A 26,715-nucleotide genomic window follows, 5' to 3' on the forward strand; every position below is an offset into this window, starting at 1 on the left:
AGCGATGGCAGAAGCGCGGATCACCAGGGATGTGTTTGGCAGCCTGCCGGACGGCCGCGAGGTCGAGCGCGTCACCTTGCGTGGGGCTCACGGCTTCGAGGCGCGCATCATCACCTACGGCGCGGCGCTGCAGACGCTGCTGGTGCCGGATGCGCGGGGGCTTGTCGATGACGTGGTGCTCGGTCATGACGACTTGCTGAGCTACGTCAAGCTCCGAAAGTTCTTCGGTGCGACGGTCGGGCGTTACGCCAACCGCATCGCCAAGGCGCGCTTTTCGCTCGACGGTCAGGATCTGCGCCTCGACGCCAACAATGGTGCACATGCATTGCACGGCGGCCCCGACGGCTTCGACCGCAAGCTCTGGCAGATCGTCGCGACCGAAGACGGCGCCCAGCCCTCGGTCACGATGCTCTATGTCAGTCCCGACGGCGAGGCCAATTATCCGGGGCGGCTCGACGTTCGTGTCACCTATCAGTTGACCGGGCCGATGGAGTTGGCTGTCAGCTTCAGCGCCCGGACCACCCGGACGACGGTGGTCAACCTGACCAACCACAGCTTCTTCAATCTCGATGGCCTGGCCGCCGGCAGCGACATCCTTGATCATCGTCTGACCGTCGAAGCCGACCATTATCTCGCGATCGACGAGACCGCGATCCCGCTGGAAGGGCCGCCGCACGCCGTCGCCGGCACGCCGTTCGATTTCCGCGAGCCGCATGCGGTCGGTGCCCGCATCCGCGCTGACGACCCGCAGATCAAATGCGGTCGCGGCTACGATCATAATTTCTGCCTTCGACAGCAGGCGGGGGTGCGCTTGGCCGCCCGGCTGGCGTCCCCGCGTTCGGGGCGCGTCATGGAGTTGCTCACCGATCAGCCCGGCCTGCAGGTCTATTCCGGAAACTATCTTGACGGGACCGTGACCGGCAAGGGGCGTGTCTATCGTCAGTCCGACGCGCTCTGCCTGGAGCCGCAGGTCTGGCCGGACAGTCCGAACCGCCCGGATTTTCCCAGCGCGCGTCTTGCGCCCGACGACGTCTACAAGCACGAGACGGTGTATCGCTTCTCGACCGCGGGAGCGTCCGCATGATGGAGCAGGTGCCGACCACGATCCTCTGCGACGAGCGCTGCCATCTCGGCGAGGGGCCGACCTACGATCCCCACACCGACACCGCCTGGTGGTTCGACATTCGTGAAGGCCTGCTGTTCGAGGCCAAGATCGGCAGCGGCGAACTCCGCCGGCATGGCCTCGGCAGGATGGCGAGCGCGCTCGGCCGTATCGATGCCAACAGGCAGTTGATCGTGGCCGAGGACGGGCTCTACATCCGCAGCATCGCCGACGGTGCGCTATCCCTGTATCTGCCGCTCGAAGCCGACAATCCGGCGACGCGGTCGAACGACTCCCGGGTTCATCCCTCCGGGACGTTCTGGATCGGCACCATGGGCCGCAACGCCGAGTGCGGCCTGGGCTCGATCTACGCGCTGCATCGCGGCGAGATCATCCGCCTGTTCCCCAACGTCACCATTCCCAACGCGATCTGCTTCTCGCCGGATGGCACGATCGGCTATTTCGCCGACACCGACGAGAACGTCCTCTATCGTGTCGCACTCGACCCGGAGACGGGCCTGCCGCGCGGTGAACCGGAGGTGCTGCTGCGCCATGCCGGCGTCGGTGGGCTCGATGGCGCGGTCGTCGATGCCGAGGGACGCATCTGGAACGCACGCTGGGGCGGCGGTTGCGTCGATGTCTACAGCCCGCAGGGCGAGCATCTCCGCAGCATCGCGGTTCCGGCCAGCCAGGCGAGCTGCCCGGCCTTCGTCGGCCCCGGTCTGTCGCGCCTGCTGGTCACGTCGGCCTGGCAGGACATGGACGCGGCGGCCAAGGCGGCCGACCCCGGCCATGGCCAGACTTTCCTTCTCGAGGTCGGCGCTCACGGTCGCGCCGAGCCTGACGTCAAGCTGTCGATCTGAGAGGAGGAACAATCGAGTCGAGCGTCGTTCAGCCTAACAGCCATCTGGTATCAAGATACGCAATCGCGTATTCCTAGTTCAAATCTGAAAATCTTAGAGGGAGTGAAGCATGCTGAATTTCAAGACCATCATGGCCGCCGCGCTGGCCGGCCTCGGCGCCGTGGCCCTGTCCGGCGCTGCAATGGCCCAGAGCAAGCCGACGATCGGCATCGCGATGCCGACCAAGTCGTCGGCGCGCTGGATCGACGACGGCAACAACATGGTCAAGGTGCTGAAGGAGCGCGGCTACAACACCGACCTGCAATATGCCGAGGACGACATCCCGAACCAGCTCTCGCAGGTCGAGAACATGGTCACCAAGGGCGCCAAGGTGCTGGTCATCGCGGCGATCGACGGCACCACGCTGTCCGACGCGCTGAAGCAGGCCAAGGAGAAGGGCGTCACCGTGATCGCCTATGACCGCCTGATCCGCGACACGCCGAATGTCGACTACTACGCGACATTCGACAATTTCCAGGTCGGCGTGCTGCAGGCGCAGTCGATCGTCGACAAGCTCGGCCTGAAGGACGGCAAGGGCCCGTTCAACATCGAGCTGTTCGGCGGCTCTCCGGACGACAACAACGCCTACTTCTTCTACAACGGCGCGATGTCGGTGCTGCAGCCCTATCTCGACTCCGGCAAGCTCGTGGTGGCGTCCGGTCAGAAGGGCATGGACAAGGTCGCGACCCTGCGCTGGGACGGCGCCACCGCCCAGGCCCGCATGGACAACCTGCTCAGCGCCTATTACGGCAACAAGCGTGTCGACGCGGTGCTGTCGCCCTATGACGGCCTCTCGATCGGCATCATCTCGTCCCTGAAGGGCGTCGGCTATGGCAGCGGCAACCAGCCGATGCCGGTCATCTCCGGCCAGGACGCCGAAGTGCCGTCCGTCAAGGCGATCCTGCGCGGCGATCAGTACTCGACCATCTTCAAGGACACCCGCGACCTCGCCAAGGTGACCGCCGACATGGTCGATGCTGCGCTGAGCGGCAAGCAGGTGCAGGTCAACGACACCAAGACCTACAACAACGGCGTCAAGGTCGTCCCGGCCTATCTGCTCAAGCCGGTCGTCGTCGACAAGAGCAACTGGGAGAAGGTTCTGATCGGCAGCGGCTATTACAAGAAGTCGCAGGTCGAGTGATCTCAACCGGCCGGCGAGCGCGGCCATGCGCTCGCCGGCTACTCTCGTTTAGGGCGGCTCAAGTGTTGCGGGAAACAGGGCGATGACGGCAATCCTCGAGATGCGCGGCGTCAGCAAGAGCTTCGTGGGCGTGCAGGCGCTCCGCGACGTCAGCTTCACGGTCGAGGCGGGCGAGATCCACGCCCTGGTCGGCGAGAATGGCGCCGGCAAGTCGACCTTGATGAAGGTGCTGAGCGGCGTCTATCCCTATGGCCGCTATGAGGGCCAGATCATCTTCGAGGGCGAGGAGCGGCGCTTCCGCGACATCAACGATTCCGAGGCGCTCGGCATCATCATCATCCACCAGGAGCTCGCGCTGATCCCGCTGATGTCGATCGCCGAGAACATCTTCCTGTCGCATGCGCCGCAGCGCTTCGGCGTCATCGATCGCGACGAGGTCTACCGGCGCACCCAGCAACTGCTGGCCCAGGTCGGCCTGAAGGAATCGCCGGATACGCTGATCACCGATCTCGGCGTCGGCAAGCAGCAATTGGTCGAGATCGCCAAGGCGCTGTCCAAGCGCGTCAAGCTCTTGATTCTCGACGAGCCGACCGCGAGCCTGAACGAGGCCGACAGCCAGGCGCTGCTCGACCGCCTCGTCACCTTCCGCGAGCAGGGCATCTCCTCGATCCTGATCACGCACAAGCTGAACGAGGTCGCACGCGTCGCCGATCGCATCACGGTGCTGCGCGACGGCCGCAGCGTCGACAGCATCGACTGTCGCGCCGAGCCGGTCCTGGAGGACCGCATCATCAAGAGCATGGTCAATCGCGACATGGCGCACCGCTTCCCCGAGCGGCAGCCCAAGATCGGCGAGCCCGTGTTCACGGTCGAGAACTGGTCGGTCTACCACCCGCAGCATTCCGACCGCCAAGTGATCAAGAACGTCAACTTCCAGGTGCGCCGCGGCGAGATCGTCGGCATCGCCGGCCTGATGGGCGCGGGGCGCACCGAATTCGCCATGAGCCTGTTCGGCCGCTCCTGGGGCGTCAACATCACGGGCCGCGCCCGCCTCGAAGGTCATGACGTCAATCTCAACAGCGTACCGGCGGCCATCGATGCCGGCCTCGCCTATGTCACCGAGGACCGCAAGCAGCTCGGCCTGATCCTGGCCGACGACGTGCGCAAGAACATCACCCTGGCGAGCCTATCCCAGGTCGCGCCGAACGGCGTGATCGACGACATCGCCGAGCTCAAGGCGGCGTCCGGCTACCGCGGCCGGATGCGCATCCGCTGCTCCGACGTCTATCAGGAGGCCGGCCAGCTCTCCGGCGGCAACCAGCAGAAGGTCGTGCTGTCGAAATGGCTGATGACCGATCCCAAGGTCTTGATCCTTGACGAGCCGACGCGGGGCATCGACGTTGGCGCAAAGTATGAGATTTACTGTATTATCCAGGAGCTCGCGGATGCCGGCCGGGGTGTTGTCGTGATCTCATCGGAGATGCCGGAGCTGCTCGGAATCTGCGACCGCATCTGCGTAATGAATGACGGCGCCTTCGTCGGCGAGTTCGCCGGGCCGGAGGCGACGCAGGAAAAGATCATGCGCGCCATCATGCGTAACGAAACGATCAAGAACCAGGAGACGGCCGCGTAAGCGGTCGGGAGGACGCCAGCAATGACCGACAAGACGGTTTCGCTCCCGGAGGAGAAGTCGCATAGCGGCTTCCTGAAGAACAATCTGCGCAGCTACGGCATGCTGCTGTCGCTGTTCGTGATCATGCTGTTCTTCCAGTTCATGACCGACGGCACCCTGCTGCAGCCGCTCAACCTCACCAACCTGGTGCTGCAGAACAGCTATATCGTCATCATGGCGCTGGGCATGCTGCTGGTGATCGTGACCGGGCACATCGATTTGTCGGTCGGCTCGGTCGCGGGCTTCGTCGGCGCGGTCGCCGCCGTGCTGATGGTGCGCTATCACGTCGACTTCCCGCTCGCGATCATCGCCTGCCTGATCGTCGGCGCCGCGATCGGCGCCGCGCAGGGCTATTGGGTGGCCTATTTCGGCATTCCCTCCTTCATCGTCACCTTGGCCGGCATGCTCGTGTTCAAGGGTCTGGCGCTGGCGCTGCTGCAGGGGCAGTCGGTCGGGCCGTTCCCGGGCACGTTCCAGAAGCTGTCGTCCGGCTTCATCCCTGAGTTCATGCCGAGCGCGGCGCACCTTTATCCCACGTCGCTCGCGATCGGCGCGGTGCTGACGCTCATTCTGGTCTATGCCAGCGTCAAGGGCCGCGCGCGCGAAGTGGAGCACGGCATCGAGGTCGAGCCGTTCGGCTTCTTCGCCGCCAAGAACGTCGTGCTGGCCGGCGCATTGATGTATTTTACCTACCTGATCGCCTCGCATCGCGGCCTGCCCAACGTGCTGGTCATCATGACCGCGCTGATCGCGCTGTACGGCTTCATGACGCGCCGCACGGTGATCGGCCGGCAGATCTATGCGGTCGGCGGCAACGCCAAGGCGGCCAAGCTGTCGGGTATCAAGACCGAGCGGCTGGTGTTCATGACCTTCGTCAACATGGGCGTGCTGGCCGCGCTGGCCGGCCTGATCTTCGCCGCCCGGCTCAACACCGCGACGCCGAAGGCCGGCCTCGGCTTCGAGCTCGACGTCATCGCGGCGTGCTTCATCGGCGGCGCCTCGGCCTATGGCGGCGTCGGACGGGTCGGCGGCGCTGTCATCGGCGCCATGATCATGGGCGTGATGAACAACGGCATGTCCATTCTCGGCATCGGCATCGACTATCAGCAGGTCATCAAGGGCCTGGTGCTGCTCGGTGCCGTCTGCATCGACGTCTACAACCAGCGCCGCTGAGCGCTATACGCTGCACATTCTCTGACAGGGCGTCTTAGCCGGGGCTCTTCGGCATCCACCATCGTCATTCCGGGGCGCGCGTCGCGCGAGCCCGGAATCCATCTGTCCTCATGCCCCCCGGTGAAATGGATTCCGGGCTCGCGCTGCGCGCGCCCCGGAATGACGAGGTCGAGTCCGTCGCCGACCTACACCACGTGGAAATTCGACACGCTGTCGTTGGCGAGCTGGGCGACGAGCTGCAGCTCCCAGTCGATATAGGCCTGCATCGCTTCCGCGGCGTTGTCGGTGCCCTCATAGGGACGCTTGTAGACGTCGTCGGCATGCGAGATCCATGAGGACCGATCGCTCTCCAGCACATGGCCGGCAGCCGTCCAGGCGCGCGTACCGCCGGTGAGCGCGCGGAGCTCACGCGTCGTTGCGGCACGTGCATCCGCAAGCGCAAAGGCCGCCTCGGCGCCGTCGTCACTTGTCAGCACGATCGGACCGTCGCCTGGCAGCTTGACGAGATCCGATGAAAAGCACGACGCCAGCACGAAGTGTGCGCCCGGAATGTGTCCGGCCTTGTAGCTCGGACTGCGCGTGAGATCGACGATGGTCCACGCCGCCGCATCGGCCGCGAGTTGCTCGGCGCTGATCGCCGCGTCGCCAAGCTGCGGCAGCGGCGGTCGGCGTGCGGCGCGGATTTCGGTTTCGGTCGTTCCAACGACATCCGGTCCCACGACCGCCACGTCCCAGCCCATCTGCTTCAGCCATGACGCCGTCATGCGCGCGCGCACGCCGTCATCGTCGAACAGCACCAGGCGGGCGCCGCGCACGCCGACCCACTCGTCGGTCGCCTGCACCAGCTGGCCGCCCGGCGCCGACGCGAAGCCAGCCGGATGGCCGGCGGCGTAGTCCTCGGGCGTGCGAACGTCGAGGCAATACAGCGTGCGCGTCCCAGCCTCGGCCTGATAGCGCGCGAAGGTCGCGGCATCGAGCACGCCGACGCCGACGCGCTCGGCCCAGGCCTTGGCATCCGCCAGCGCGGTCGCGTAGCTCGCCTCTGGCCGCTCCAGCATGCGCGCGGTCCTGCCGCGTTCGACCTGATGGCCGGCAAGGGTCCAGCCGATGGTGCCGTTGCGCAACGCATAGATCTTGTTCGGCAGCCCGGCATTGATCAACGACTGCGTGCCGATGATCGAGCGCGTGCGTCCGGCGCAGTTGACGATGATCGTGGTGTCGGGCGACGGCGCGAGCTCGCGCGCCCGAAACGCCAGCTCGCCGCCGGGGACGCTGACCCCGCGCGGGATGCTCATGGTGCGATATTCCTCGAAGCGGCGGGCGTCGAGCACGACCAGATTCGACTCGCGCTCGATCAGCGCCTTGGCTTCGTCGGCCGACAGAGACGGCGTGTGCCGGATGGCCTCGACCAATTCGCCGAACGCCTTGCTCGGCACGTTGACGTCCCGGAACACCTCGCCATGGCGCGCATAGCCCGACAGCCCGCCAGCGAGCATCGCGACGTCGGTGTAGCCCAGTGCATGAATGCGCGGCACCGCGCGGGCGGCATAGCCTTCGCCGTCATCATAAACGACGACGGGTACATTCAGACGCGGCACGAGATCGAGGATGCGCAGCTCGATCTGCGACAGTGGCAGCGACACCGCGAAGAACGGGTGCGACAGCGAATAGGGCCCTTCCTCGCGGACGTCGAGCAGCGCCACCTCCTCGCCGGCGCGCCAGCGCCGCCGCAGCTCGGTCGGGGTCGTCTGGCGCGGCTGATCGGATGCATTTCGGGGCAGGTGAGAGGGCGTCGGCGATGTCATTCGGGAGTCCGCAGGTGAGGTCCGCCGCGGTCCCCGGCATCGTTCATGCGTCCGTGGAGCAGACCTGCGGCATGGACCCACAATCACGGTGCGCGGCCCGGGGCCGGGGCGCATGGAATCGCCCTTGTGTGGCGGCAGGACGACCGTTTGTCCAGCCCGCCGCCCCCGATTGCGCTCGGCGGCAGCGCCGGTCAGACGTGCGGCCCAAGCATGGCGATGTAGAACAAATCCTCGCTCGAGAGCCCGGCGGACCGCCGCGGAAGAACGGCCGCGTTTCGTCCGGTCGTCCTCTGCTCCGCCATGCGCTCGGAACGGAAGGTGCCGAGCCAGCCTCCAAACCACGAGACGTAGCGCATGAGATCCTCCGCAGCTGCTGTGGCCACTCGACTATCACGCGGCAGAATTGCGCGGACAAGGTCCGGTCATGCTGTCGCGCGACTTTGGCAAATCATGCTCGCTGCAACGCGTCGTCGGCAAATTCCTTTCCCGCCGCGTCCCGCTCGCACGCATCGGTTTCTCCACCGGATGCGTCAACGTCGCCATTCCGGCCCATCAGGTCGTCATGCCAATGGGTACGGAACGCCATCCAAGAGGCGTGATCCTGAAAGGCGACCTCGGCGAACCACTCGACCGTGACAGCGCCGCTCGGCCAATAGCGTTCCTGGTCGTGCCAGCACACCACCGGCCAGCGCGGATTGCGATAGGAGCGGCCGGTCTCGTCATGTAGCGACGGCCGGCCGAGGTGATCGATCAGCCACGCCATCACCTCGGGCAGGAACGTCGCGGCAAACGACACGCCGTGGCGGCCGAGCCGTTGCGGCATCCGCATGACGCGCTGATCGATGATGGCGAACGCCGGCGGCACGGCACCGACGTTGAACTGCCGAATCATCAGCAAGCGGAAGCCGCAGTCGCAGAGCTCGGCGGGAACGGCATGAATCGCGGTCGGCTGTAGCGGAGCCGTGATGTTCATTCCCGTGCTCCCCGCGCCTGGCCGAGCGTGAGGTCGATGGCGTGCTGCAACGCTGTGCGCGTCGGCACATCGCTGCGTTTTAGATAGGCGGTCAGAACGCGTGCCATCCCTGTCTCCCGTCGGCATCTGCACATTGCTGGTCGCAGCCGTCGCAGATCGCCTTGCGTGGAGACGGACATCCGGTCCGAATCCGACGCGACGAAAATCAACAATCTCCGACATTGCTGCCGGTCAGGGAGGACACATCAAGTTTCGTGCCAGATGCGGCGGTCAGTGGAGGCGATGGCCGTCGGCGTCGTCTTCCGGCGTTGCGAGCTGCGCGATCGGGCTGGATTGGTGGTGGATCATCCGCCAGGCGCCGTCGATGCGCGCGAAGTGATTGGCCGCGGCGAGCGCCGCGCCGTCCACCAGCTCGATGCAGAGCACGTGACCATGATCGCCGTCGACGATCGCGTGCGGATCCGCGCAGACGATGTTCGGCCGACCCGGGTTGGCGAGGATGTCGCGCCAGCTGCCGATCACGGCGGCGCGGCCGACGATCGCCGGCCAGCCGGGATGAATGCAGGAGATGCCGTCGCGATCGGCCCAGAGGGCGACGAGCGCCGCGAAATCACCGTCCGTGAAGGCGGCATAGAAGGCCGCATTGGCGGCCAGGATCTCGCGGTCATCGCTCATCGTGATGGCGTGAGCCAAGCCGGTGCGAAAATCAAGCAATGTTTGGAAACGCACATCCGCGCGCCTGCGAAAACTTGCAAGCTTTTTGCAGGACGCGGTCGAGACGCGATCGCAACGCATCAGCCGAGGTCCTGCCATGCTCGAAACGGCCATTGTCGGAGGTGGATTGTGCGGAATGGCACTCGCGCGCAGCCTGCAGCAGCGCGGCAGCACGTTCGCTTTGTTCGAAGCCCGACATCGCCTGGGCGGACGGGTGCTGTCGGCCAGGAGCAAGGCGGGGCTTGCGCTTGACCTCGGCCCGACCTGGTTCTGGCCGGACACCCAGCCGCTGCTCGCCGGCCTGGTCGCGGAGCTCGGCCTGTCCGACTTTGCCCAGCACGATGACGGCACGGTTCTCCATCTGGAAGAGGCGGACAAGCCGGCCGAGCAGATCAGCGGGCCGCCGGTCCACCAGGGCGCGCGTCGGCTCTCCGGCGGCATGACGAAATTGATCGAGGCGCTGGCGCGCGATCTGCCGCAGCCCTTCATCCATCTCGGCCATGAGCTGATGCGTATCGTCGATTGCGGCACGCATGTGCGGCTGATCTTCGCCACAGCAACGGAATCGGTCGCGATCGAGGCCAGGCGCGCCGTGCTCGCGCTGCCGCCGCGGCTGCTGATCGACCACGTCGGCTTCTTTCCCGCGTTGGACGACGCGACCTTCGAGGCGATGCGTGGCGCCGAGACCTGGATGGCGGCACAGGCCAAGGTCGTGATCGCCTACGACCAGGCGCATTGGCGCGACCAGGGCCGGTCCGGCAATGCATTCGTCAGCCACGAGCAGGCCGTGATCGGCGAGACCTTCGATGCCTGCGATGCCGGCGGCGACCGCGCAGCGCTCGGCGGCTTCCTTGCGTTCCCGCCCGATCTGCGCGCGACCTTCAGCGTCGGGCTGCCGTTGCTGATGGACAGCCAGATGGTGCAACTGTTCGGCTCCGCGCTGGAAGGCGGTGAGCAGCACTATCAGGACTGGGCGGCCGAGCGCTTCACCTGCAGCGCATTGGATCGCACCACGCCGCGCGGCGAGCACAGCGAGATCGCCAATCCGATGCTGCGGCGGGCGCTATGGGACGGGCGGTTGCATCTCGGTGGCGCCGAAACCGCAAGCCACGCGGCCGGCTATCTCGAAGGTGCCCTGAACGCCGCCAGGCGCATCGAGCGTGCGATGGCCCGGAGCATGGGCGAGATCGCCGGGCGGCGGCCGGCCGTGGCGATCGGCGACGGGCTGTCGGGCAACGCTGCGAGCCTCGCCTGGTTCGGCGCCTGGGTCGCCGCGCAGCGTGATGCCGCGTTCGACGATTATCGGCAGCGGCTCAACCGCAGCCTCGCCACGCAGCAGCGCGAACAACTGACGCAGCTCGCTCTTCTCGGGGCCACCGAGCAGGTGTTCGCTGCGGCGCTGCAGGTGCTGGACGCACTTGCCTTCGACATGCGCGACGTCGCCGTCGAACGCGGTCGCTCCGCCCTGATGCCCGAGATCCAGAAGCCGTTTCGCGATGTCATGCAGTCGCTGCTCGACGACGCCGTCGCGTTCAACCGCACCTCCTGCGCGCTGTCGAACTTTCCGTTCGAGCACAAGCCGTCGAAGGATTATCTGCAGACGATCCTGCGCGACATCGCCGCCGCCTGGCAGGAGTTCTCGCTCGCCGCGAACCGTCTGCTGCTGACGAAGGCGGAAGCGGCGATGCGCCCGCCGACGAGAGTGTCGTCGTGAGTCGGACGGCATCGAGGTGCGAACCATGAAGCTGCAGATCGAACGCACCACCATCGAGACGATGGCGGCGGCCTTTCCGCACCTTGCTCCGCTCATGGAGCAGTTGCGCTTCGGCGACAAGGTCGAGGTCAACCTCGCGCAGCTCGCGGGCGCCGAGCTCGACTTCCTGCGCGACAGCTACCGTGGAGCGGTGACCGATGTCCGGCGCCCGCCGTCGGCTATATCAGCCCAGATGTGGTGCAATGCGTGGTGGTGATGATCGACGACGGTCGAAGAATGCGCCGCTGCCGTGGTGTGGGCGGGGGTCGAGTTGTGGGCGGCGGCCGTCGTGTTGTTGTGGTGATGGTGCGAAGAGCCTTGAGTGGTCGTCTTGGTGGTCGTCGATGTCGTATTGCCGGTGGCGTTGGTCGCGATCGTCGTCCCGGTCTTGGTCGTGGTTCCGCCGCTCGATGTCGCGGCCGTGGACGTGCTGGTACCGCCGGTGCCGTTTGCGATGTTCGGCGTGGCCGTGACCTTCGTCGTCCCCTGGGCGAGGCCGGCGACCGATGTCGCCTTGGAGACCGTCGTTGCCGATCCGACATAGGTCGCGCCGCCGATCGCGATGTTGTTGCCGCTGACGTCGTTCGCGTCGGCGACGAAGCCTTCGCCGGCAGCCGTCAGCATCGCGAGGTCCGAAGTGAGCGCCGCGCCGGTATCCCCGTTCAGGATGCCCTGCAGTCCTTTGATGGCGGTGGCGGAGTCCGCCTGCAGGGTGCCATTGTTGAGCTCGTTGTCGAAACGGCCCTGGAACACGGCCCCCTGGGCGGCATCGAAGCTGGCGCCGAAATTGTTGTAGTTCTCGATCTGCGTGATCAGCGCCTGGCTGGCCGTACCGCTGCCGTTCACGATCGCCATCAGTTGCGCGTTGATCGTGTTCGCCTCGGCGACGAAGGTGGCCCAGAAATTGGTTTGCGCCTGATTGTCTTGGAACCGCGTGACCGTGCCGGTGAGGCCGCCCGGATCCTCGGCGAAGCCGCCGGTGTGGCCCGGATTGCCGTTACCGCCGGCCGCGACGTTCAAAGCGGCGTCGTTCTGGACGATGTCGATGATGTCGAGCAGATTGTCCGCCGTGCCTCGCAGCGCGGTGGTGTTTCCGGTCGCGGCGGCGGCATCGTATTTCTCGAGCTGCAGTGTGACCTGATTCAGCACCGTCTGGAGGTGAAGCGTCGTGGCGGCTGCCGCGTTGGTGGTTTCTCCGGCTTCGATCTGCGCGAGCAGGGTCGCGTTGGCGAGGATGGCCGTGAGGCCCGATTGCACCGCCGACAGGTCGTTGGTCACTTGGGTCAGATTGGTCGCGTTGATGCCGCCGGAGATGACGCTCACTGCGGCATTGAAGACCTCGCCGACCACCTTCAGGCTGGTGCCCGCCGTCGCGGCCGCGAGCGTGGTCGGATCGTCTGCGCCTGCCGGCAGGTTCTGGAACGCAACGTCGGTCGCGCCGGTATTGGCGGTGAAGGTGACGTTGTTGAGTGCCGCCGACAGATGCGCGTCGTTGTTGATCTCCGACAGGATCTCGGTCTGCAACGCGTGGATGGTCTGCGACGCCGCCGACAATGTCGTCGCATTCGTGGTCTGCGCGGCCGCGGTCAGCAGCGTGCCGAGCTGGGTCTGGACGTTGGTCAGCGCGGCGATGTCTGTGGAGTTCAGCGCAAACGTCTCGCCACCGATCGTCACGTCGTTCGGGTTGGCCAGGATGGCCGCGATATCGTTCTGCACCGCATGGATGTCAGTGGTGTAGTTCGACAGGAAGGTGTTCGAATTGCCGCTGCCTTGACTGCCGGAATAGAGGCCGAGCGAGATGCGAACGGCGTCGTCGAAGACGACGCCGGCTTGAACCAGATCGGTCGACAGATTGAGCGCACTCGCTCGCGTGAGCAGGTTGGACGTGCCGTTGGCGAGCGCAGTCGCATTGAAGTTGGTGGCCATTCGATCGTCTCCTCACACTTTACTGCTGTCGCGGCATGACAATCCTGGTCGGCAATGCATCTGCGTTCGCCTGTATCGCTTCGATGCAGGTCGTCGGGATGGTGCATGTCGTGACGTGAGGAGCTTTGTAGTTACACAATCGGGCCGTCGGCCGCTGCAAAGTCGTCATCGAACGGGCAGCGGGCCGGCTTTCCAGTCTGTTTGTTTCTGTCTGGCGGAGGAGAAATATTCGTTGGGCGCGTGCGACGTTCTGCCGCATGCCTGATTGGGCGCTGCATCCTGCTCGTCGGTGAATAGAATCATTTGCAACTAACAGCGCCGCGCTTCGTGATGATGCGCGGCTGAAAGAATATAGCGTTGGCGTGCCCCGCCGCTGATGCCTCGTGACATGCCTGCGCTGAAGAGTGGCGCGCGACGGCTTGCAATATCTGCAGTTCGGATGTATGAGCGTCGCCCGTTTCAATACCCAAAGCGTTCAACGCGAGAGGCCATCAGCCATGTCAAGTCCACTGTGCGCGACACGATCCGTGCCGACGCCCGCAGTGCGTTCGGCTGACAGTCACTCCATCATGTTGAACGACCATGGCACAGTCATTGATGGCGCGCCGGCGGGAGGCCGAGCGCGCGCGGGTTGAAGCCTATCAGCTGACGCTGCGCCGCGCGGTGCGGCCGACGCGTTCGCCGCCGGATCTGCACAATGCGATCCGCGAGGCGCGGCGCGGCTTCGAGGCTGACATCATTCGCGATCCAGAAGGCTGGAAGCCCCAGTTGAAGACGCGCGACGCCGCGCGGCTGCGGCTGGCGGCTGCGCGTCATCTGTTTGGCCGCTATTCGGTGGCCCAGCACCTGGAGCTGATCTGGATCGATGACGGCGGGCTCGGCCGCGACGAGACGATCCTGCGCAAGCGCTGGTACATCGCGGTCGCCGGCGGCGGCTCGCTGTACAAGGCAGGCGCCTCGGCTTGGCTGTCGCGCAAGGAGGTTCACGCCTTTCTCCATCCGCTCGGGCAGGTCGGCTTCGACGAGGCGATATGGCAGGCGATCGCGCGGTCCTACACGAGCGATCCGGCGATCGTGTTGCGGATCGCCCGGTCCAGGATTGCGCGGACGCCGCGCGGCGAGATCGCGTTCTGGCGCGAGGCGACGCAGTTCTTCTGCGCACATCCGACGACGGGCGAGGAGATCGACGATCTCTGCGACTACATCGCGCATCGTCGCCGGCGCGAGCGCCAGTTCAGCCTCAAGGGCCGCTCGCTGGCCACGCTGCGCCGGCTGATGAACGCATGGCATCGTGATCTCGCGGTGATCGCGCGCATCGAGGCGGCGCGCCGGCGGGCCGAGATCGCCCGTGGCCGCATGGCGGCACGGACCGCGGAGCCAGCGCATTGGCCGGGGGCCGCGCTGACGGACTGGTCATGGAGCCCGTCGAAGGGCTCGGCCACGCGCGACGCGTATGTCATCATGCAGTTGCGGACCGCCGAGGATCTCGTCGCGGAGTCCAGGGCGATGCATCACTGTGTCGCGAGCTACGCGGACAAGTGCATTGCCGGCCACGCCTCGATCTGGTCGCTGCGCTATCGTCACGCCGGCAAGACGCAGCGGCTGCTGACGATCGAGCTCAACCCGCGGCACCGCGCGGTTCAGATCCGCGGCTTCGCCAACCGCGTCGCTAACGCGGACGAGCGCAAGGTCCTGGAGCGCTGGGCCAAGGCGCGCGGGATCGAGCTGCCGCAGACATGAGCTGCGTCGCCCCTGCCGGGCGACGCAGCTCGTACGTCGCCATCAATGTCCGTCGATCGCGGCCGCCTTGGCGCCGCCGGCGACGGAGTAGCGCATCGGGACCTTGCGGGTCTTCAAAAAGGCTTCCAGCGTCTCGCCGCGGAAGGCTGCGTAGACCTCCGGGTTGGAGACGCCGATCACCGCCGCCATCTTCTCCAGCACGAAGAAGCTGACCCCCCGCCTGATCATCTCGATCCAGCGGCGGTTGCGGATCAGGTCGCGCTCCTCGTCCGTGAGACCGTGCTCGTCCGCCAGCGCGTCGAATTCCGCAACGAATCTCGCGCGATGCGCGGGGATCACGAGCCGGTGCAGGAAGTCGTTGATGCGGAAATTGGCCTGGCTGCGGCCATGGGTGAAGGGATAGGTGCCAGCCAGCGTCTCGGCGCCCGCGAGCTCATGTCCGATATGCGCGCGATAGGCCGCGACCTCCCGCGGGTCGGGCGCGCCGCCGAGATCGTCGAACACGAGGGTAGCGATGTTGGTCACCGACGGTGCGTAGGTCTGCCTGTGCACGAGCTTCACGTTCTCGGACAGCGCGCCGCGCATGATCAGCCACATGATCACCTCGGCGCCTTCCATGCCGCCCTTGATCGCATAGTCGGCGATCCGCATCGCAGTGAGCCGCTCCGGGTCCTTTTCCAGCAGATCGAGGAATTCGTTGTCCCAGTCCTCGTTGAGAAAGCCGGCGCGCTCGCCGTGAACCTGGTGCGACAGCCCGCCGGTGGCGAAGATCGCCACTTTCAGGTCTTCCGGATAGCTCTCGATCGCCTTGCGCAGGGTCTTGCCGAGCTTCCACATCCGCTTCGCATTGGGAATCGGCAGCTGCAGCACGCCGACCTGCAGCGGCACCACCATGCCCGGCCACGCGCCGCTGGCATCGCCCATCATCGACAGCGGCGACAGCAGGCCGTGATCGACCGGCTTGCCCTGGAAGAACGACATGTCGAACTCGTCCGCCATCATCGCCATCGCGATGTGCTGCGACAGGCCGAGATGGCCCTTCGCCGGCGGCACGTTGCGCGGTCCGCCGCCTTCGTCGGCGGCGACATAGCGGTCGTCAATGCCGAGCGCGAAGGCGGAGTAGTGATCGAAGAAGAACGAGGTGATGTGATCATTGTAGATCATGAACAGGACGTCGATGTCCTTCTGCTTCACCCAGTCGCGCACGACCGCGAAGCCGTCGAAGATCGGCTTCCAGGCCGGGTCGTTCTGCTTGTTGGTGTCGCGTGCGAAGCCGATGGTGGGCGAGTGCGATGCGCCGATGCCGCCGATGATCCGGGCCATGTGTCCCTCCGCGAATGGGCCGCCGCTGACTGTCACTCGCGGCCGCGCCGGGACGGACCATACGAAGTTTCCCCTGCTAGACAATCATGCTAACGTGCACGGATCGTTTCTCTCGATGAACGAGTGGCTCTCGGATGAAATGGCGGATCGAGGACATTCCTGTTTTCCATGCGGTGGTGGCGACCGGCGGCATGACCGGCGCCTCGCGGTCCCTGGGCATGCCGAAATCCTCGGTCAGCAAATCGGTCGCCCGGCTCGAACAGGATCTCGGCATCCGGCTGTTCGACCGCAACTCGCGGCGCGTCCGGGTGACCCGCGAGGGCGAGCTGTTCTTCCAGCAATGTCAGAAGATCCTGGATCAGGTCTCGGAGGCCGACGCGGTCATGACCGGGCTGGTCGGCGTGCCCAGCGGCCGGCTCTCGGTGGCGCTGCCGCCGGCGTTCTGCGAGGAGATCCTGGCGCCGCAGCTCGCCGAATTCCACCGCCGCTATCCGCGCATCGAGCTCGATGTCGAGGCAACCACGCGCGCGATCGACATGCTGGCCGACCGCTTCGACATCGCGGTCGTGGTCGGCGTGCAGGAGAATTCCGAGCTGGCGCAGAAGGTGCTGATCGGCGGCCGCCTGATCTGGGTGACCAGCCCCGCCTATCTCGCCGCGCACGACATCGGCGAGGACGTCCGCGCGCTGGAGCGCCATCTCATGATCTGCGAGCGGCGCTATGGCGATCGCACCCTGATGATCAAGCAGCACGGCCATCTCGTCCGCTTCGACGTCGGTGCGCATGTCGCCCGCATCAACAATCCGCTGGCGGTGCGCCGGGCCGTCGCCCACGGCGCCGGCATTTCCTTTCTGCCGGAGCACTATTGCGTCGAGTTGCTCGGCGAGGGCCGGCTGGTCGAGATCGGCAGGGGGGTCGCGTTCGACACCCGCGCCGCCCAGCTGACCGCGATCTTTCCGAGCCGCAAGCTGATCTCCTCGCGCGCCCGCGCCTTCCTCGACTTCCTCGAGGAGATCTGCGCCGCGTCCGCGCACACCCTGATCGGTCAGACCTGAGGTGCGCCGTCCGCCTGTCTCACGCAAGCCGATGGAATGACGGCGGCAATGGCTCTCGCACCAGCTCGCTCAGATTGAGCGTTTCACCGCTGTCGGCGATATCCGAGAACAGCACCTCGATGAAGGGATGCTGCCGGTTGGATGCGGCGCCGCGCCGATATTTCCTGCTCACGATCCGCTCGATCGCAGCAAGGTTCAATTGTCCCAGCGCATTGTATTGGACACGAAACAGGCTCTGCCGGCCGCCCGTGTGCTCGATCGACTCGGCCCAGATGTCCATCACCTTGCGGCTGACGAAGGCCTCGACGCCGACGGCGCCATCTTGGGCGAGCAGGCGCAATCCGTCCATCGTATGCGGCTGCTCATCGACGCGAAATTGGCTCAGCGACATCGGAGATCCCTTTCTGTTGCGTGCATCGGCGGTCTCACGGGAGAGTCGAGAACGGCGATCGGCGCGTCGAACGTGTAGGAGAGCCCTGACGGCGCATAGGTCAACTGAACCTCGCCGCCGAGCTGCACGCCGAGCGTTTCGATCAGCCGGGTTCCGAAGCTTCGGCTGGCGGGCTGTTGAACGACCGGGCCGTGTCTTTCGGTCCAGGCGAAGCGGACCCGGCGTTGGTCGACGGTCCAAAGCAGATCGACGCGTCCTTCCGGCACGGACAGCGCGCCGAACTTCAGGGCGTTCGTGCATAGCTCGTTGAGCGTCATCGCGAGGGCGATGACGGCATCCGGCGTCACCAGCACGTCGGGTCCGGTGATCGCAAAGCGTGAGTCGTCGGGCGTGTCGAAGGCCTGGACGGACGTACGAATCACCGTGCGGAGATCGCCGCTGGACAATTTCGCTTGCAGGAGGAGATCGTGTGCCCGTCCGAGGGCCAGGAGCCGCCCGGAGATGGCATGCTGTGCATCCTTGGTCGCCGGCACGTTGCGGAGGCTCTGGGAGACGATGGCGGTGACGGTCGCGAGCGTATTCTTGATGCGATGGTGCAGCTCCTCGAGAATGAGCTTCTGCAGCCTGCTCGCCGTCTCGCGTTCTCTCGCCTCGATTTCGGCCTGCTCGGACCGGGTCTTGGCATTGCTCTCGGCCTCGGCGAGCAGGCGCTTCAGCCCGATGATTTCCGTCAGCAGAAAGTCGGGATCCACGACCGTGCCGTGAGGAGGCTCTGTGGTGAGGTTGATCTCGAGCATTGGCTGACATGTCCTTGCACCGGATGCCGCCCTCGGCGGGCACGATGGTACGCAGGAGCAGGCCGCCCCAGCGTCACTTCGTTCGCGAACGGACACTTCCGTTGAAATGCCCGAGTATCTCGGCGGCGTTTGCGAGGATGGTCGCCTTCCTGATCGCGGCAGCGCGCTCGCCGCCTTGCTGCATCAGGCCCGCCGTCTCCAGCGCATTCTCCGCCCTGGTGGCGAGCGTCGCGTGTAGCGATGACCGCTCTCGCTTGGCCGGCTCAGACGGCTTGTCGGGGTGACCTGGCGCAAGCGCCCCGCTGCGAACGGCGGCCACCGGATCAGAATCGCGGCGACGATCGGCAGCCCAAAGAATGGCGGCGCCAGGAGCGGTCGCACCAACCACGCGCGCACTGGACGTGGTGGTATTCGAAGAGGTGTTCGAAGTTTTCGACATGCTGTCCGCCTTCTGGTCGCGGCGGGAGCGCATGGCTCTCAGTCACCGATGGCAGCCGGGGGACGCGCGGTGATCATCAACATATGGTGTGTGCGCGCGCAATAGCGAGGTCCAGCCGAAATTATTTGCCGTGAGGATCTGGTCGCCGCCATCGGCTGAAGCGAGAGCGAGTCTGGCCCTGCGGCTCATCCGACGTTCGTAGCATCGTTGCATCGACATGCGAACGTCGGACGCTTGGCTCATTTGTAGATCATGTGCAGTCCTGATCACGATGCCTTGGCATGAGTCAGACGTCGGACGTGTTATCGGCCGATTCCGACGCTCACGCCGGGCGCGTGGATGCCGATGCCGCCACGATCTTCATAGTCACGTCCTTCATAGCCACGCCGCTCGTGCCGGCCATAGCCGTAGGCGCCGCGGTCTTCGCGGATGATGACACGGCGTTCGCGGCCTTGGCGCCAGCAGCGGCCGTTCTCGTTGCAGACCATGCGAACCTGCTGGATGCTGCTCTCCGGGAGGACCGATATGCCGGCCGTGAGCGGGGCAGCGGAGGCGGCTGCGGCCATCAATGTGCTCGCGGCGGCTGCGAGCGTGATCGTAAGAATCTTCATGGTCATGACATGACTCCGGGTGCGGGGATTGCGTCATGGAACCAATCTGCTGGCAATCCCATGGTTCCCCGGCGGTGGCATTTGTTTTGGCGTCGAACGGCTGCCTGTGCGGCGCTGTGGCGACATCGGACAGGACGCTGTTGGTCTCGAGCGGCACACGGACGGGCATGCCCGTCAGGTAACGACCCGCGCCGCTGATGACTTGGGCGAGGAAGCAGTTTAAGAAGCGCGGCTCTTGAATCCGCAGGGTCGGGCGAGGAGGCCGCGATGAATTTGCGCGAGCAGTGGGAAGCAGAGGCCGGCCGGTGGCTCGCCTGGGCGAGAGCGCCGGGTCACGACAGCTTCTGGCGCCACCATCGCGAGCAATTCAGCCGCTTGCTGCCGCCGCCCGGTGCGCTCACGCTCGACATCGGCTGCGGCGAGGGCAGGCTGTCGCGACATCTCGCCTCCGAAGGGCACAGAGTGGTCGGCGTCGATGCATCGCCGTCGTTGATCGCCGCGGCCCGGGCGGCCGATCCCACGATCGGCGTCGTGCGTGCGGACGCGGCCGCGCTGCCGCTGGCCGATGCATGCGCGGATCTCGCGATCGCCTTCATGTCGCTGCAGGACGTTGACGCGATGCCGGCCGCGGTGCGCGAGCTTGCGCGGGTTCTCAGGCGCGGCGGCCGCTTCTGCATGGCGATCGTCCACCCGCTCAACTCGGCCGGGCGGTTCGCGAGCCTGGCATCGGATGCGCCCTTCGTCATCCAGGGCAGCTATCTGGACTCCTACACCTTCAGCGACGCAATCGAGCGCGACGGGCTCAGCATGACCTTCCACAGCGCGCATCGCCCGCTGCAGAGCTATTTCGAAGCGCTGGAAGCGGAGGGATTCCTGATCGAGGCGCTGCGCGAGCCGTCCATTCCCGAAGCGATTATCACCCGCGACAGCAGCCGGCGCTGGCTGCGCGTGCCGCTATTCCTGCATCTGCGGTGCCTGCGCCCGTGACGCCGGAGCGCGGCGATGCTGCGCTCCGGCTGGCGAGGGTCATCCCCGCCGCGCTGCCTCGATGGCGGCGACGTCGATCTTCTTCATCGTCATCATCGCGGCAAACACGCGCTTGGCCTCGGCTCCGCCGGCCGCCATCGCGTCGGTGAGCGCGCGCGGCGTGATCTGCCAGGAGATGCCCCATTTGTCCTTGCACCAGCCGCATTGGCTTTCCTGGCCGTCATTGCCGACAATGGCACTCCAATAGCGGTCCGTCTCCGCTTGATCGTCGGTGGCGATCTGGAACGAGAAGGATTCGTTGTGGGTGAACGCAGGTCCGCCATTGAGGCCGAGACAGGGGATGCCACACACCGTGAATTGCACCGTCAGCACGTCGCCGGCCTTGCCGGAAGGGTAGTCACCCGGCGCGCGATGGACCGCCGTCACTTCGCTGTCCGGAAACAGTTCGGCGTAGAAGCGCGCGGCGGCCTCTGCGTCCTTGTCGAACCACAGACAGATCGTGTTCTTGTGCTTTGCCATGGCAGACGTCCCTTCCTTCCAAGTGCAGGCCGCGTCGTTCGTTCACCGGGCGGTCCATTGGTTACGCTCGAGCCGGGTCGTTGCGATCCGGCTGATCCAAGGACGTTCGTGCATCGCCGGTGCCGACACGACCGGCCGCCGAGCGAGAAAAAAATCTCATCCCCCACGACTGACGATCATCGGTGGCACAGCCAAGGATTGAGGCGCTTGGCTGATCATACCTTTCCTCAGCGGCTGATCGGGGCCGAGCGACAATAGGCCACCCGGCGCGGGATCCGGCTCCAGTCTCGCGGCGAAGCCGGATACGCGCGTCGTGAGGACCTAGCCTCCGGGCGACTTTGGCGGCTCGGCGCCGCCGTGAGAGGCCTGATCGGCGCCATGGGATGACGTCGGAGCAGCCTGCAGTGCTGCAGCCGCCGGCGCCTGATCTGCCTTGGCGCCTGCCGTCTCGGCCTTTGCGGCGTTGTCGTCCGGGCTCTTCGCGCCCGAAACCTTGTCTTCCGAGCTCTTGTCGTTCGAGTTCTTGTTGCCCGAGCTGTTGGCGTTCGGCGCCTTGTCCGGTTTCGGCGGCTCGATCAATGCCGCGCGCGTGGCCAGCACGATCGGCGCAGCGGTGTCGGCGCTCACGTGGAAGAGATAGTCCTCCGCCGAACGCGTGAACAGATAGCCGCCACCGGCGTCCTTCTTGTAGCGATAGATGAGCTGGCTTCCATCGGTCCGCTTCAGCGTGACGGTGATGTCGGGCGCGTCGGTCTGGGTCAGCGCCGCCTTGCCCTTGCCGCGTACGCCATCGAAGAGAGGATGCGCCATCGCGCTGACCAGGGCATCGATCTTGTCGGGCCGCGGCTTCTCGTCCTTGCCGAGCCCCGCCAGCGTGAACTTGCCGTCCTTGCCATCGATGGTGACGTCACCGACGCTCACGCTGGCGATCTTGTCGCGCGGCGTGTCCAGCATGTCGTGCTGCATCCAGGCGCTGGGCTCCGCGCCGATGTCGTAGGTCGCCAGCTCGACGGCGTAGACCGGAGAGGCATCGCCGGCCCGGACATGCACCTGGCGATAGGCCGGCGAGGTCCCGACCAGCAACTCGCCGACCCGGCTGCCGCCGCTCGTCAGCACCACGCGGCGCTCATGAACCTTTTCGGTGACCTTGAAGCGCTCGGCCGCGGCATCGGTCTTCGCGATCGGCCAGCCCTTCTTCAGGCCGGCGATGCGGTCGAGCAGGCCATTGACCTTGGTCGTGTCGGCGGGAAAGTCCGACAACGCAGGGATCACCCATTTGCCGTCCTTCCGCGCGAGCGTGACGGTGTGGCCGGCGTCGTCGTCGATCGCGACCTGATCGACCTTGGCCGGCGCGAACGCGACCAGCGGCTCCTTGGCGTCGAACGCGGCATGATCGGAGCGGTTGACCGCGAAGGTGAGAGCCAGCGCGAGCTGGCCACCCAGCAGCGCGGTGAGCAGGATGGGAAGCCCTTTCATGTCCGCGCCTCCGCGATGCCGAGCATGTTGAGATATCTCCGTTGGGCGCCGAGCCGCAGCACGCGGCGCACGATGTAGACGAGTGCGAGCCCTGCGAGCGCGAGCGCATAGTTCAGGTATTCCCAGAACATCTGGCCGCCGCTCTGCATCGGGGCGAGCGTGCGCGAGAACTGGCCGCCGCGGCTGCGCAGCGCCAGCAACCCGCGGTCCTCCAGCGACCAGTCGACCAGGTTCTGGGCGAAGTCGAGCGGTGCCAGATACTGCGTGCGGTCGACGCTGGAGGCGAGCTGCAGCACGTCGTCCGACAGGAACGTGCCCGAGCCGATCACGATCAGCCGCGCGCTCTCGGGCGAGCGGGAGATCACGCCGGTGATGCTGGGCTTGGCGTCGGCAGCCGCCGTCTTCGCCGCATCATCGGGCTTCGCGTCGGGTTTGGGCGGAGCCGCGTCCTTGGCGAGAGGCGATGGCTTGCCGGCGAAGAACGACGTGAACTCGCCCTCCATCATGGCCCCGAGCAGCTGGCGCCCCTGCTTCTCGGCAGGAGGGAATCCGGTGTCGGGATGCGCCTTGAAGTCCGGCACGACGTTGGTCGTCTTGGCGGTCCAGGAATGCGGCGAACTCTGGATCAGATTGACGATCTTCCGCTTCTTGCCGACCTTGTCGGCGTCGATCGTCAGCGGCGAGGCCCAGGACAGCGTCAGCTGCTGGGTGCCGGCCGAGGGCGCCGCGCCCTGCGCCAGCCCGTCGCTGCGGATGTCGGCGAAGAACGGGTAGTCCATCAGCCGGATCTGCCGTACCTTGATGCCACCGCCGACGTCGCGCTCGGTCGGGATCGGGAATGAGGCGTTCTGGCGGTCGAGCACCATGCTGTCGCCGACCTTCACGCCCTGGAACGCCAGCCAGTCCTCGAGGCCGGACGGCGTCTTGGTCACGTCGAGATTGCCGCGCAGCGACGGCTGATAGGGCGAGGTGGCGACGATCACGGTGCCCCCCTTCATCAGGAACTGATCGACGGCGAACAGCTGCTTCTGATCGAGCTGCTGCGGCGAGGCGACGAACAGGATGTCGGCGCGCTCGGGGACGCGGCCGTCCTTCAGCTGGGTGGCGTCGACGAGCGTGTTCTCCTGCAGCTTCTGCTGCAGCAGATCGAACGACGGCCCGCCGCCGCCGGGGATGCCGAGCTGCGGCATCGGCTGCTGCGCCGGGGGCGTGTACAGCGCGACGGTCCGCAGCGCGCCGGGCGTGAAGCGCTTCAGCTCGGCGTCGATGTTGCGCTTCAGGCCGTCCTTGTCGAGCTGCTCCGGCAGCTGGATCTGCTCGGTCTTGTCGCCGCTCTTCAGGATCAAATGGAACCAGAAGCGTTTCGGGTTGAGCAGGCCGACCGAGAGCGGCTCGAGGCCGTAATCGTCCTGCAGGGTCTTGGCGATCTGGCCGCCATCCGCGTCGGGATCGACGATCTTCGCGTCGAGCTTGCCCGGCGTCTTGCTCTGGTCGTCCTTGATCAGCTCCTGCAGCGCGGTCTTCAGCTTGGCGAGCGGCTCGGGCAGGTTCTTGGCCGAGATATAGGCCTCCAGCGTCACCGGGTGCGGCAGGCCGGCCAGCACATCGCCGGAGCCGCGATAGCCGTTCAGCACCTTCTTGATCGCGCGGGTGATCGTGTATTCCGGATTGCGCAGATTGACGTCGAGCTCGCTGTCGCCGTCACCGCGCTCCTTGACCTCGATGAGGTCGCGGAAGCCGAGCGTCGTATATTCATCGCCATATTTGACGAGAATGTTGAAGTAGGAGTTGGTCACCGACGCCTGATACTTGCTCGACGTCTGGAACGGCACCGGCTGGATGCCGTACTGCTTGTTGGCCTCCGCCTCGAGCGCGGCGTTCTGCATCGGATCGACGAACTCGACCCGGACCTTGCCTTGTCCTGCGATCTCGTACTCCTTCAGCAGATCGCGCAGCCGCGGCACCAGCGGCGCCAGCAGCGGGTGGGTCTGGGCGCTGAAATAGCCGCGGATCAGCAGCGGCTCCTGCAGCTGGCCGAGATAGCTCCGGGTTTCGTCCGAGATCGAATAGATGTGTCCGGCGGTGAGATCGGCCCGCGCGGCGGGGAGCTGGCCGAGCCACAGATTGACGGCGACGAGATTGGCCACCGTCAGCGCGGCCACCATGCGCCAGCGCCGGTGCTGCGGCGCGCGGCCCTGCGACGACCAGCGCAGGCTCTCCAGCACATAGAGGTTGAGCACCAGGAACACGCCGAAGATGCTGAGATAGTAATAGAGATCGCGCAGGTCGATGACGCCGCGGGCGATCGACTCGAAGCGCGAGCCGGCCCCGAGCTGGCGCAACAGCTCGCCGCCTTCGTTGCCGGTGAGCGAGGTCAGCGTGTTGGAGCCGAGCAGGTAGAACGCGCCGCAGATCAGGGTGGAGACGATCAGGCTGATCACCTGGTTGTCGGAGCGGGCGCTGACGAACAGGCCGATCGAGATGTAGGCGGAGGCGAGGGCCAGCGCGGCGAGATAGCCGCCGGCCACCGGTCCCCAGTCGAGCCGGCCGATCATGGACACCGTGATCGGGAGCGGCAGTGTCAGCGCCAGCGCGATCGCGACCAAAGCGAGGCAGGCGAGGAACTTGCCGAGGACCAGCTGCAGCGGCGCGACCGGCGAGGTCAGCAGGAACTCCAGCGTGCCGGCGCGCCGCTCCTCGCTCCACATCCGCATCGTGACGGCCGACACGATGAAGATCATCAGCACCGGCATCCATTCGAACAGCGGTCGGACGTCGGCGATGTTGCGGGCGAAGAAGCGGTCGACCCAGAAGAAGAGGAACAGGGTGACCGCGAGGAACGCCGCCATGAAGATGAAGGCCGCGGGCGAGGCGAAGAAGACGGCCAGCTCCTTGCGGGCGATACGAAGAACGTTATGCATGCAGGGCCTCACGGGTCGGCGCGCCGGCGCCGGTGATGTCGGCGAACAGGGTTTCGAGATCGCGCTGTTCGGGATGCAGGGCGAACAGATCCAGCTTGTTGTCGGTGATCACGCGGGCGACGGCCGGCGCCACGGTGCTGGCCGCGTGGCCATTGAGATTGAGTGCATAGGCATGGCCGGGCTCGGCGGCCGTCAGCCGCTCCACGCTCTTCACCAGGCCGAGCCCCGTGACCAGCCGCTCGACCAGTTCTGGCGGCCCGCTGGTGACGAGACGCAACCGGCCAGGGCCGCCGAGATCGCTCATCCGGGTGTCGAGCGCCAGCCGGCCGCGGTTGATCACCAGCACGCGCTCGCACACGGCGCGCACCTCCTGCAGGATGTGGGTCGACAGGATCACCGTGGCGGTCTTCGCGAGATCCCTGATCAGTCCACGCATCTGGGCGATCTGCGACGGATCGAGCCCGTTGGTCGGCTCGTCGAGGATCACGATCTTCGGCTTGTGCAGGATCGCCTGCGCGACGCCGGTCCGCTGCCGGTAGCCGCGCGACAGGCTCGCGATCGGCGCGGTGGCTTTTTCCCCAAGGCCGGTGGCGGCGATGGCGTCGCGCAGCGCCTGCGCCCGGGCGCCCGGCGGGATTCCCCTCAGCTCCGCGGCGTAGTCGAGGAATTCGACCACCGTCATCTCCGGATACAGCGGGCAATTCTCCGGCAGGTAGCCGATCAGCGCCTGCGCCTGACGGCGCTGCGTGCCGATGTCATGGCCATGAATGGTCGCCGTGCCGGCGGTCGGCTCGAGATAGCCCGTCAGCATCTTCATGATGGTGGTCTTGCCGGCGCCGTTGTGCCCGAGCAGGCCGACGATCTCGCCGTCGCCGACCTCAAAGGAGACGTCGTCGACGGCGGTGAATGACCCGTATTGGCGGGTCAGGTGTTCGGCGGAGATCATGCGGGGCGTCGCTCCTGAGTTGGCCGTCGCAGCGCCAGGTCCTGATCGACACGCAGGATCGATCACCGGCGGCACGCGTCGGATGCAGCTGAAAGGATCTGGCCGACCGAACCGGCGGTCGTCAGCGGGGAAAGCTGAGGTGGTCGGGTGCGCTGAGCGCGGCGGTTCAGAGCGGCCCGGCCTGTGCGATGGGGAGAGTCGTCATCCGGAAGAGCACATCGTACGACGAAGCCTTGTGCAAACCTTGGGAGGTCGTGAAACTGTGTTTCCGCCGTTCTGTTGGTTGCGGCTAACTAATCGGACGCGATCGAATGAATCAAGCGGGGGCCGCCGCTCTGGATCGATCACG

24 protein-coding genes are annotated in these 26,715 nt (G+C 66.0%); 10 read left to right on the top strand and 14 right to left on the bottom strand.

What is annotated here, in order from left to right; all coding sequences use genetic code 11:
- The first annotated feature begins 4 nt into the window (after nucleotides 1-4).
- The 5 genes from ACQR0W_RS06560 (at nucleotide 5) to mmsB (ending at nucleotide 5,990) form a co-directional block, all read left to right on the top strand.
- The gene (locus ACQR0W_RS06560) at nucleotides 5-1,084 is read left to right on the top strand and encodes an aldose epimerase family protein (RefSeq protein WP_316171574.1); all 1,080 of its coding nucleotides are present in this window, start codon (nucleotides 5-7) and stop codon (nucleotides 1,082-1,084) included.
- Nucleotides 1,084-1,965, top strand: a complete 882-nt coding sequence (locus tag ACQR0W_RS06565) for an SMP-30/gluconolactonase/LRE family protein (protein ID WP_315750448.1) — start codon at nucleotides 1,084-1,086, stop codon at nucleotides 1,963-1,965. The genes ACQR0W_RS06560 and ACQR0W_RS06565 overlap by 1 nt, the downstream gene beginning before the upstream one ends.
- Nucleotides 1,966-2,074: 109 nt before the next feature.
- Nucleotides 2,075-3,145, top strand: coding sequence for a multiple monosaccharide ABC transporter substrate-binding protein (chvE, locus tag ACQR0W_RS06570; protein WP_315750336.1), 1,071 nt, complete (start codon nucleotides 2,075-2,077; stop codon nucleotides 3,143-3,145).
- Nucleotides 3,146-3,227: 82 nt separating this feature from the next.
- Nucleotides 3,228-4,778, top strand: coding sequence for a multiple monosaccharide ABC transporter ATP-binding protein (gene mmsA, locus ACQR0W_RS06575; RefSeq protein ID WP_315750337.1), 1,551 nt, complete (start codon nucleotides 3,228-3,230; stop codon nucleotides 4,776-4,778).
- A 21-nt stretch (nucleotides 4,779-4,799) separates the two neighbouring features.
- Entirely contained in the window at nucleotides 4,800-5,990 is a 1,191-nt protein-coding gene (gene mmsB / locus ACQR0W_RS06580) for a multiple monosaccharide ABC transporter permease (protein WP_315750338.1), read from the top strand.
- Between the two features lie 185 nt (nucleotides 5,991-6,175).
- On the opposite strand, the gene ACQR0W_RS06585 is transcribed toward mmsB, so the two are convergent.
- From ACQR0W_RS06585 to ACQR0W_RS06600, 4 genes are all read right to left on the bottom strand, one after another.
- The gene (locus ACQR0W_RS06585; protein ID WP_316171576.1) at nucleotides 6,176-7,795 is read right to left on the bottom strand and encodes a rhodanese-like domain-containing protein; all 1,620 of its coding nucleotides are present in this window, start codon (nucleotides 7,793-7,795) and stop codon (nucleotides 6,176-6,178) included.
- Nucleotides 7,796-7,986: 191 nt separating this feature from the next.
- Complete coding sequence (locus tag ACQR0W_RS06590; protein ID WP_315750340.1) at nucleotides 7,987-8,151, bottom strand: hypothetical protein; 165 nt, start codon at nucleotides 8,149-8,151, stop codon at nucleotides 7,987-7,989.
- A gap of 92 nt (nucleotides 8,152-8,243) precedes the next feature.
- Entirely contained in the window at nucleotides 8,244-8,762 is a 519-nt protein-coding gene (locus ACQR0W_RS06595) for a hypothetical protein (RefSeq protein WP_315750449.1), read from the bottom strand.
- Nucleotides 8,763-9,038: 276 nt separating this feature from the next.
- Nucleotides 9,039-9,443, bottom strand: a complete 405-nt coding sequence (locus ACQR0W_RS06600) for a nuclear transport factor 2 family protein (protein ID WP_315718215.1) — start codon at nucleotides 9,441-9,443, stop codon at nucleotides 9,039-9,041.
- 136 nt (nucleotides 9,444-9,579) lie between these two features.
- Here ACQR0W_RS06600 and ACQR0W_RS06605 point away from each other — a divergent pair, with 136 nt between their 5' ends.
- Nucleotides 9,580-11,196 (top strand): flavin monoamine oxidase family protein, encoded by a 1,617-nt coding sequence (locus tag ACQR0W_RS06605; RefSeq protein ID WP_316171577.1) that lies wholly within the window; start codon nucleotides 9,580-9,582, stop codon nucleotides 11,194-11,196.
- A 25-nt stretch (nucleotides 11,197-11,221) separates the two neighbouring features.
- The gene (locus ACQR0W_RS06610; protein WP_434840615.1) at nucleotides 11,222-11,452 is read left to right on the top strand and encodes a hypothetical protein; all 231 of its coding nucleotides are present in this window, start codon (nucleotides 11,222-11,224) and stop codon (nucleotides 11,450-11,452) included.
- Here ACQR0W_RS06610 and ACQR0W_RS06615 read toward each other — a convergent pair.
- Nucleotides 11,374-13,161, bottom strand: coding sequence for a hypothetical protein (locus ACQR0W_RS06615; RefSeq protein ID WP_434840616.1), 1,788 nt, complete (start codon nucleotides 13,159-13,161; stop codon nucleotides 11,374-11,376). The genes ACQR0W_RS06610 and ACQR0W_RS06615 overlap by 79 nt on opposite strands.
- A 582-nt stretch (nucleotides 13,162-13,743) precedes the next feature.
- On the opposite strand from ACQR0W_RS06615, the gene ACQR0W_RS06620 reads away from it, so the two are divergent.
- Nucleotides 13,744-14,901, top strand: coding sequence for a PcfJ domain-containing protein (locus tag ACQR0W_RS06620; protein ID WP_316171578.1), 1,158 nt, complete (start codon nucleotides 13,744-13,746; stop codon nucleotides 14,899-14,901).
- 42 nt (nucleotides 14,902-14,943) lie between these two features.
- Here ACQR0W_RS06620 and ACQR0W_RS06625 read toward each other — a convergent pair whose 3' ends face one another.
- Nucleotides 14,944-16,224 (bottom strand): gallate dioxygenase, encoded by a 1,281-nt coding sequence (locus ACQR0W_RS06625; RefSeq protein WP_315827033.1) that lies wholly within the window; start codon nucleotides 16,222-16,224, stop codon nucleotides 14,944-14,946.
- Nucleotides 16,225-16,358: 134 nt separating this feature from the next.
- On the opposite strand from ACQR0W_RS06625, the gene ACQR0W_RS06630 reads away from it, so the two are divergent.
- Nucleotides 16,359-17,279 (top strand): LysR family transcriptional regulator, encoded by a 921-nt coding sequence (locus ACQR0W_RS06630; RefSeq protein WP_315750345.1) that lies wholly within the window; start codon nucleotides 16,359-16,361, stop codon nucleotides 17,277-17,279.
- Nucleotides 17,280-17,298: 19 nt separating this feature from the next.
- Here ACQR0W_RS06630 and ACQR0W_RS06635 read toward each other — a convergent pair whose 3' ends face one another.
- The 4 genes from ACQR0W_RS06635 to ACQR0W_RS06650 all read right to left on the bottom strand — a co-directional run bounded on the left by ACQR0W_RS06635 (nucleotide 17,299) and on the right by ACQR0W_RS06650 (nucleotide 19,517).
- Nucleotides 17,299-17,670, bottom strand: coding sequence for a signal transduction histidine kinase (locus ACQR0W_RS06635; protein ID WP_315750346.1), 372 nt, complete (start codon nucleotides 17,668-17,670; stop codon nucleotides 17,299-17,301).
- Entirely contained in the window at nucleotides 17,661-18,467 is an 807-nt protein-coding gene (locus ACQR0W_RS06640) for a sensor histidine kinase (protein WP_315718223.1), read from the bottom strand. The genes ACQR0W_RS06635 and ACQR0W_RS06640 overlap by 10 nt, the downstream gene beginning before the upstream one ends.
- 73 nt (nucleotides 18,468-18,540) lie before the next feature.
- Complete coding sequence (locus ACQR0W_RS06645) at nucleotides 18,541-18,906, bottom strand: hypothetical protein (RefSeq protein ID WP_316172760.1); 366 nt, start codon at nucleotides 18,904-18,906, stop codon at nucleotides 18,541-18,543.
- A 302-nt stretch (nucleotides 18,907-19,208) separates the two neighbouring features.
- On the bottom strand, nucleotides 19,209-19,517 hold the full coding sequence (locus ACQR0W_RS06650) for a hypothetical protein (RefSeq protein WP_316171619.1): 309 nt from the start codon (nucleotides 19,515-19,517) through the stop codon (nucleotides 19,209-19,211).
- 267 nt (nucleotides 19,518-19,784) lie between these two features.
- On the opposite strand from ACQR0W_RS06650, the gene ACQR0W_RS06655 reads away from it, so the two are divergent.
- Nucleotides 19,785-20,504 (top strand): class I SAM-dependent methyltransferase, encoded by a 720-nt coding sequence (locus ACQR0W_RS06655; protein ID WP_315718225.1) that lies wholly within the window; start codon nucleotides 19,785-19,787, stop codon nucleotides 20,502-20,504.
- A 39-nt stretch (nucleotides 20,505-20,543) separates the two neighbouring features.
- Here ACQR0W_RS06655 and ACQR0W_RS06660 read toward each other — a convergent pair whose 3' ends face one another.
- From ACQR0W_RS06660 to ACQR0W_RS06675, 4 genes are all read right to left on the bottom strand, one after another.
- Complete coding sequence (locus ACQR0W_RS06660; RefSeq protein ID WP_315827031.1) at nucleotides 20,544-21,023, bottom strand: VOC family protein; 480 nt, start codon at nucleotides 21,021-21,023, stop codon at nucleotides 20,544-20,546.
- Nucleotides 21,024-21,344: 321 nt separating this feature from the next.
- Complete coding sequence (locus ACQR0W_RS06665) at nucleotides 21,345-22,499, bottom strand: DUF4340 domain-containing protein (protein WP_316171582.1); 1,155 nt, start codon at nucleotides 22,497-22,499, stop codon at nucleotides 21,345-21,347.
- A complete protein-coding gene (locus ACQR0W_RS06670) occupies nucleotides 22,496-25,420 on the bottom strand; it encodes a Gldg family protein (protein WP_316171584.1) in 2,925 nt (974 codons plus the stop codon). Before ACQR0W_RS06670 ends, ACQR0W_RS06665 begins: the two co-directional genes overlap by 4 nt.
- A complete protein-coding gene (locus ACQR0W_RS06675; protein WP_315718229.1) occupies nucleotides 25,413-26,366 on the bottom strand; it encodes an ABC transporter ATP-binding protein in 954 nt (317 codons plus the stop codon). The genes ACQR0W_RS06670 and ACQR0W_RS06675 overlap by 8 nt, the downstream gene beginning before the upstream one ends.
- Nucleotides 26,367-26,715: the final 349 nt, after the last annotated feature.

The sequence above is a fragment of the Bradyrhizobium sp. HKCCYLRH1034 genome (assembly GCF_051168375.1).
GTDB lineage: Bacteria > Pseudomonadota > Alphaproteobacteria > Rhizobiales > Xanthobacteraceae > Bradyrhizobium.

Excerpts from the sequence above, each read along its gene's own strand:
- ACQR0W_RS06560 (WP_316171574.1), top strand. The coding sequence starts at position 5 with ATGGCAGAAGCGCGGATCACCAGGGATGTGTTTGGCAGCCTGCCGGAC.
- ACQR0W_RS06565 (WP_315750448.1), top strand. The coding sequence starts at position 1,084 with ATGGAGCAGGTGCCGACCACGATCCTCTGCGACGAGCGCTGCCATCTC.
- chvE (WP_315750336.1), top strand. The coding sequence starts at position 2,075 with ATGCTGAATTTCAAGACCATCATGGCCGCCGCGCTGGCCGGCCTCGGC.
- mmsA (WP_315750337.1), top strand. The coding sequence starts at position 3,228 with ATGACGGCAATCCTCGAGATGCGCGGCGTCAGCAAGAGCTTCGTGGGC.
- mmsB (WP_315750338.1), top strand. The coding sequence starts at position 4,800 with ATGACCGACAAGACGGTTTCGCTCCCGGAGGAGAAGTCGCATAGCGGC.
- ACQR0W_RS06585 (WP_316171576.1), bottom strand. The coding sequence starts at position 7,795 with ATGACATCGCCGACGCCCTCTCACCTGCCCCGAAATGCATCCGATCAG.
- ACQR0W_RS06590 (WP_315750340.1), bottom strand. The coding sequence starts at position 8,151 with ATGCGCTACGTCTCGTGGTTTGGAGGCTGGCTCGGCACCTTCCGTTCC.
- ACQR0W_RS06600 (WP_315718215.1), bottom strand. The coding sequence starts at position 9,443 with ATGAGCGATGACCGCGAGATCCTGGCCGCCAATGCGGCCTTCTATGCC.
- ACQR0W_RS06605 (WP_316171577.1), top strand. The coding sequence starts at position 9,580 with ATGCTCGAAACGGCCATTGTCGGAGGTGGATTGTGCGGAATGGCACTC.
- ACQR0W_RS06610 (WP_434840615.1), top strand. The coding sequence starts at position 11,222 with ATGAAGCTGCAGATCGAACGCACCACCATCGAGACGATGGCGGCGGCC.
- ACQR0W_RS06615 (WP_434840616.1), bottom strand. The coding sequence starts at position 13,161 with ATGGCCACCAACTTCAATGCGACTGCGCTCGCCAACGGCACGTCCAAC.
- ACQR0W_RS06620 (WP_316171578.1), top strand. The coding sequence starts at position 13,744 with ATGGCACAGTCATTGATGGCGCGCCGGCGGGAGGCCGAGCGCGCGCGG.
- ACQR0W_RS06625 (WP_315827033.1), bottom strand. The coding sequence starts at position 16,224 with ATGGCCCGGATCATCGGCGGCATCGGCGCATCGCACTCGCCCACCATC.
- ACQR0W_RS06630 (WP_315750345.1), top strand. The coding sequence starts at position 16,359 with ATGAAATGGCGGATCGAGGACATTCCTGTTTTCCATGCGGTGGTGGCG.
- ACQR0W_RS06635 (WP_315750346.1), bottom strand. The coding sequence starts at position 17,670 with ATGTCGCTGAGCCAATTTCGCGTCGATGAGCAGCCGCATACGATGGAC.
- ACQR0W_RS06640 (WP_315718223.1), bottom strand. The coding sequence starts at position 18,467 with ATGCTCGAGATCAACCTCACCACAGAGCCTCCTCACGGCACGGTCGTG.
- ACQR0W_RS06645 (WP_316172760.1), bottom strand. The coding sequence starts at position 18,906 with ATGTCGAAAACTTCGAACACCTCTTCGAATACCACCACGTCCAGTGCG.
- ACQR0W_RS06650 (WP_316171619.1), bottom strand. The coding sequence starts at position 19,517 with ATGAAGATTCTTACGATCACGCTCGCAGCCGCCGCGAGCACATTGATG.
- ACQR0W_RS06655 (WP_315718225.1), top strand. The coding sequence starts at position 19,785 with ATGAATTTGCGCGAGCAGTGGGAAGCAGAGGCCGGCCGGTGGCTCGCC.
- ACQR0W_RS06660 (WP_315827031.1), bottom strand. The coding sequence starts at position 21,023 with ATGGCAAAGCACAAGAACACGATCTGTCTGTGGTTCGACAAGGACGCA.
- ACQR0W_RS06665 (WP_316171582.1), bottom strand. The coding sequence starts at position 22,499 with ATGAAAGGGCTTCCCATCCTGCTCACCGCGCTGCTGGGTGGCCAGCTC.
- ACQR0W_RS06670 (WP_316171584.1), bottom strand. The coding sequence starts at position 25,420 with ATGCATAACGTTCTTCGTATCGCCCGCAAGGAGCTGGCCGTCTTCTTC.
- ACQR0W_RS06675 (WP_315718229.1), bottom strand. The coding sequence starts at position 26,366 with ATGATCTCCGCCGAACACCTGACCCGCCAATACGGGTCATTCACCGCC.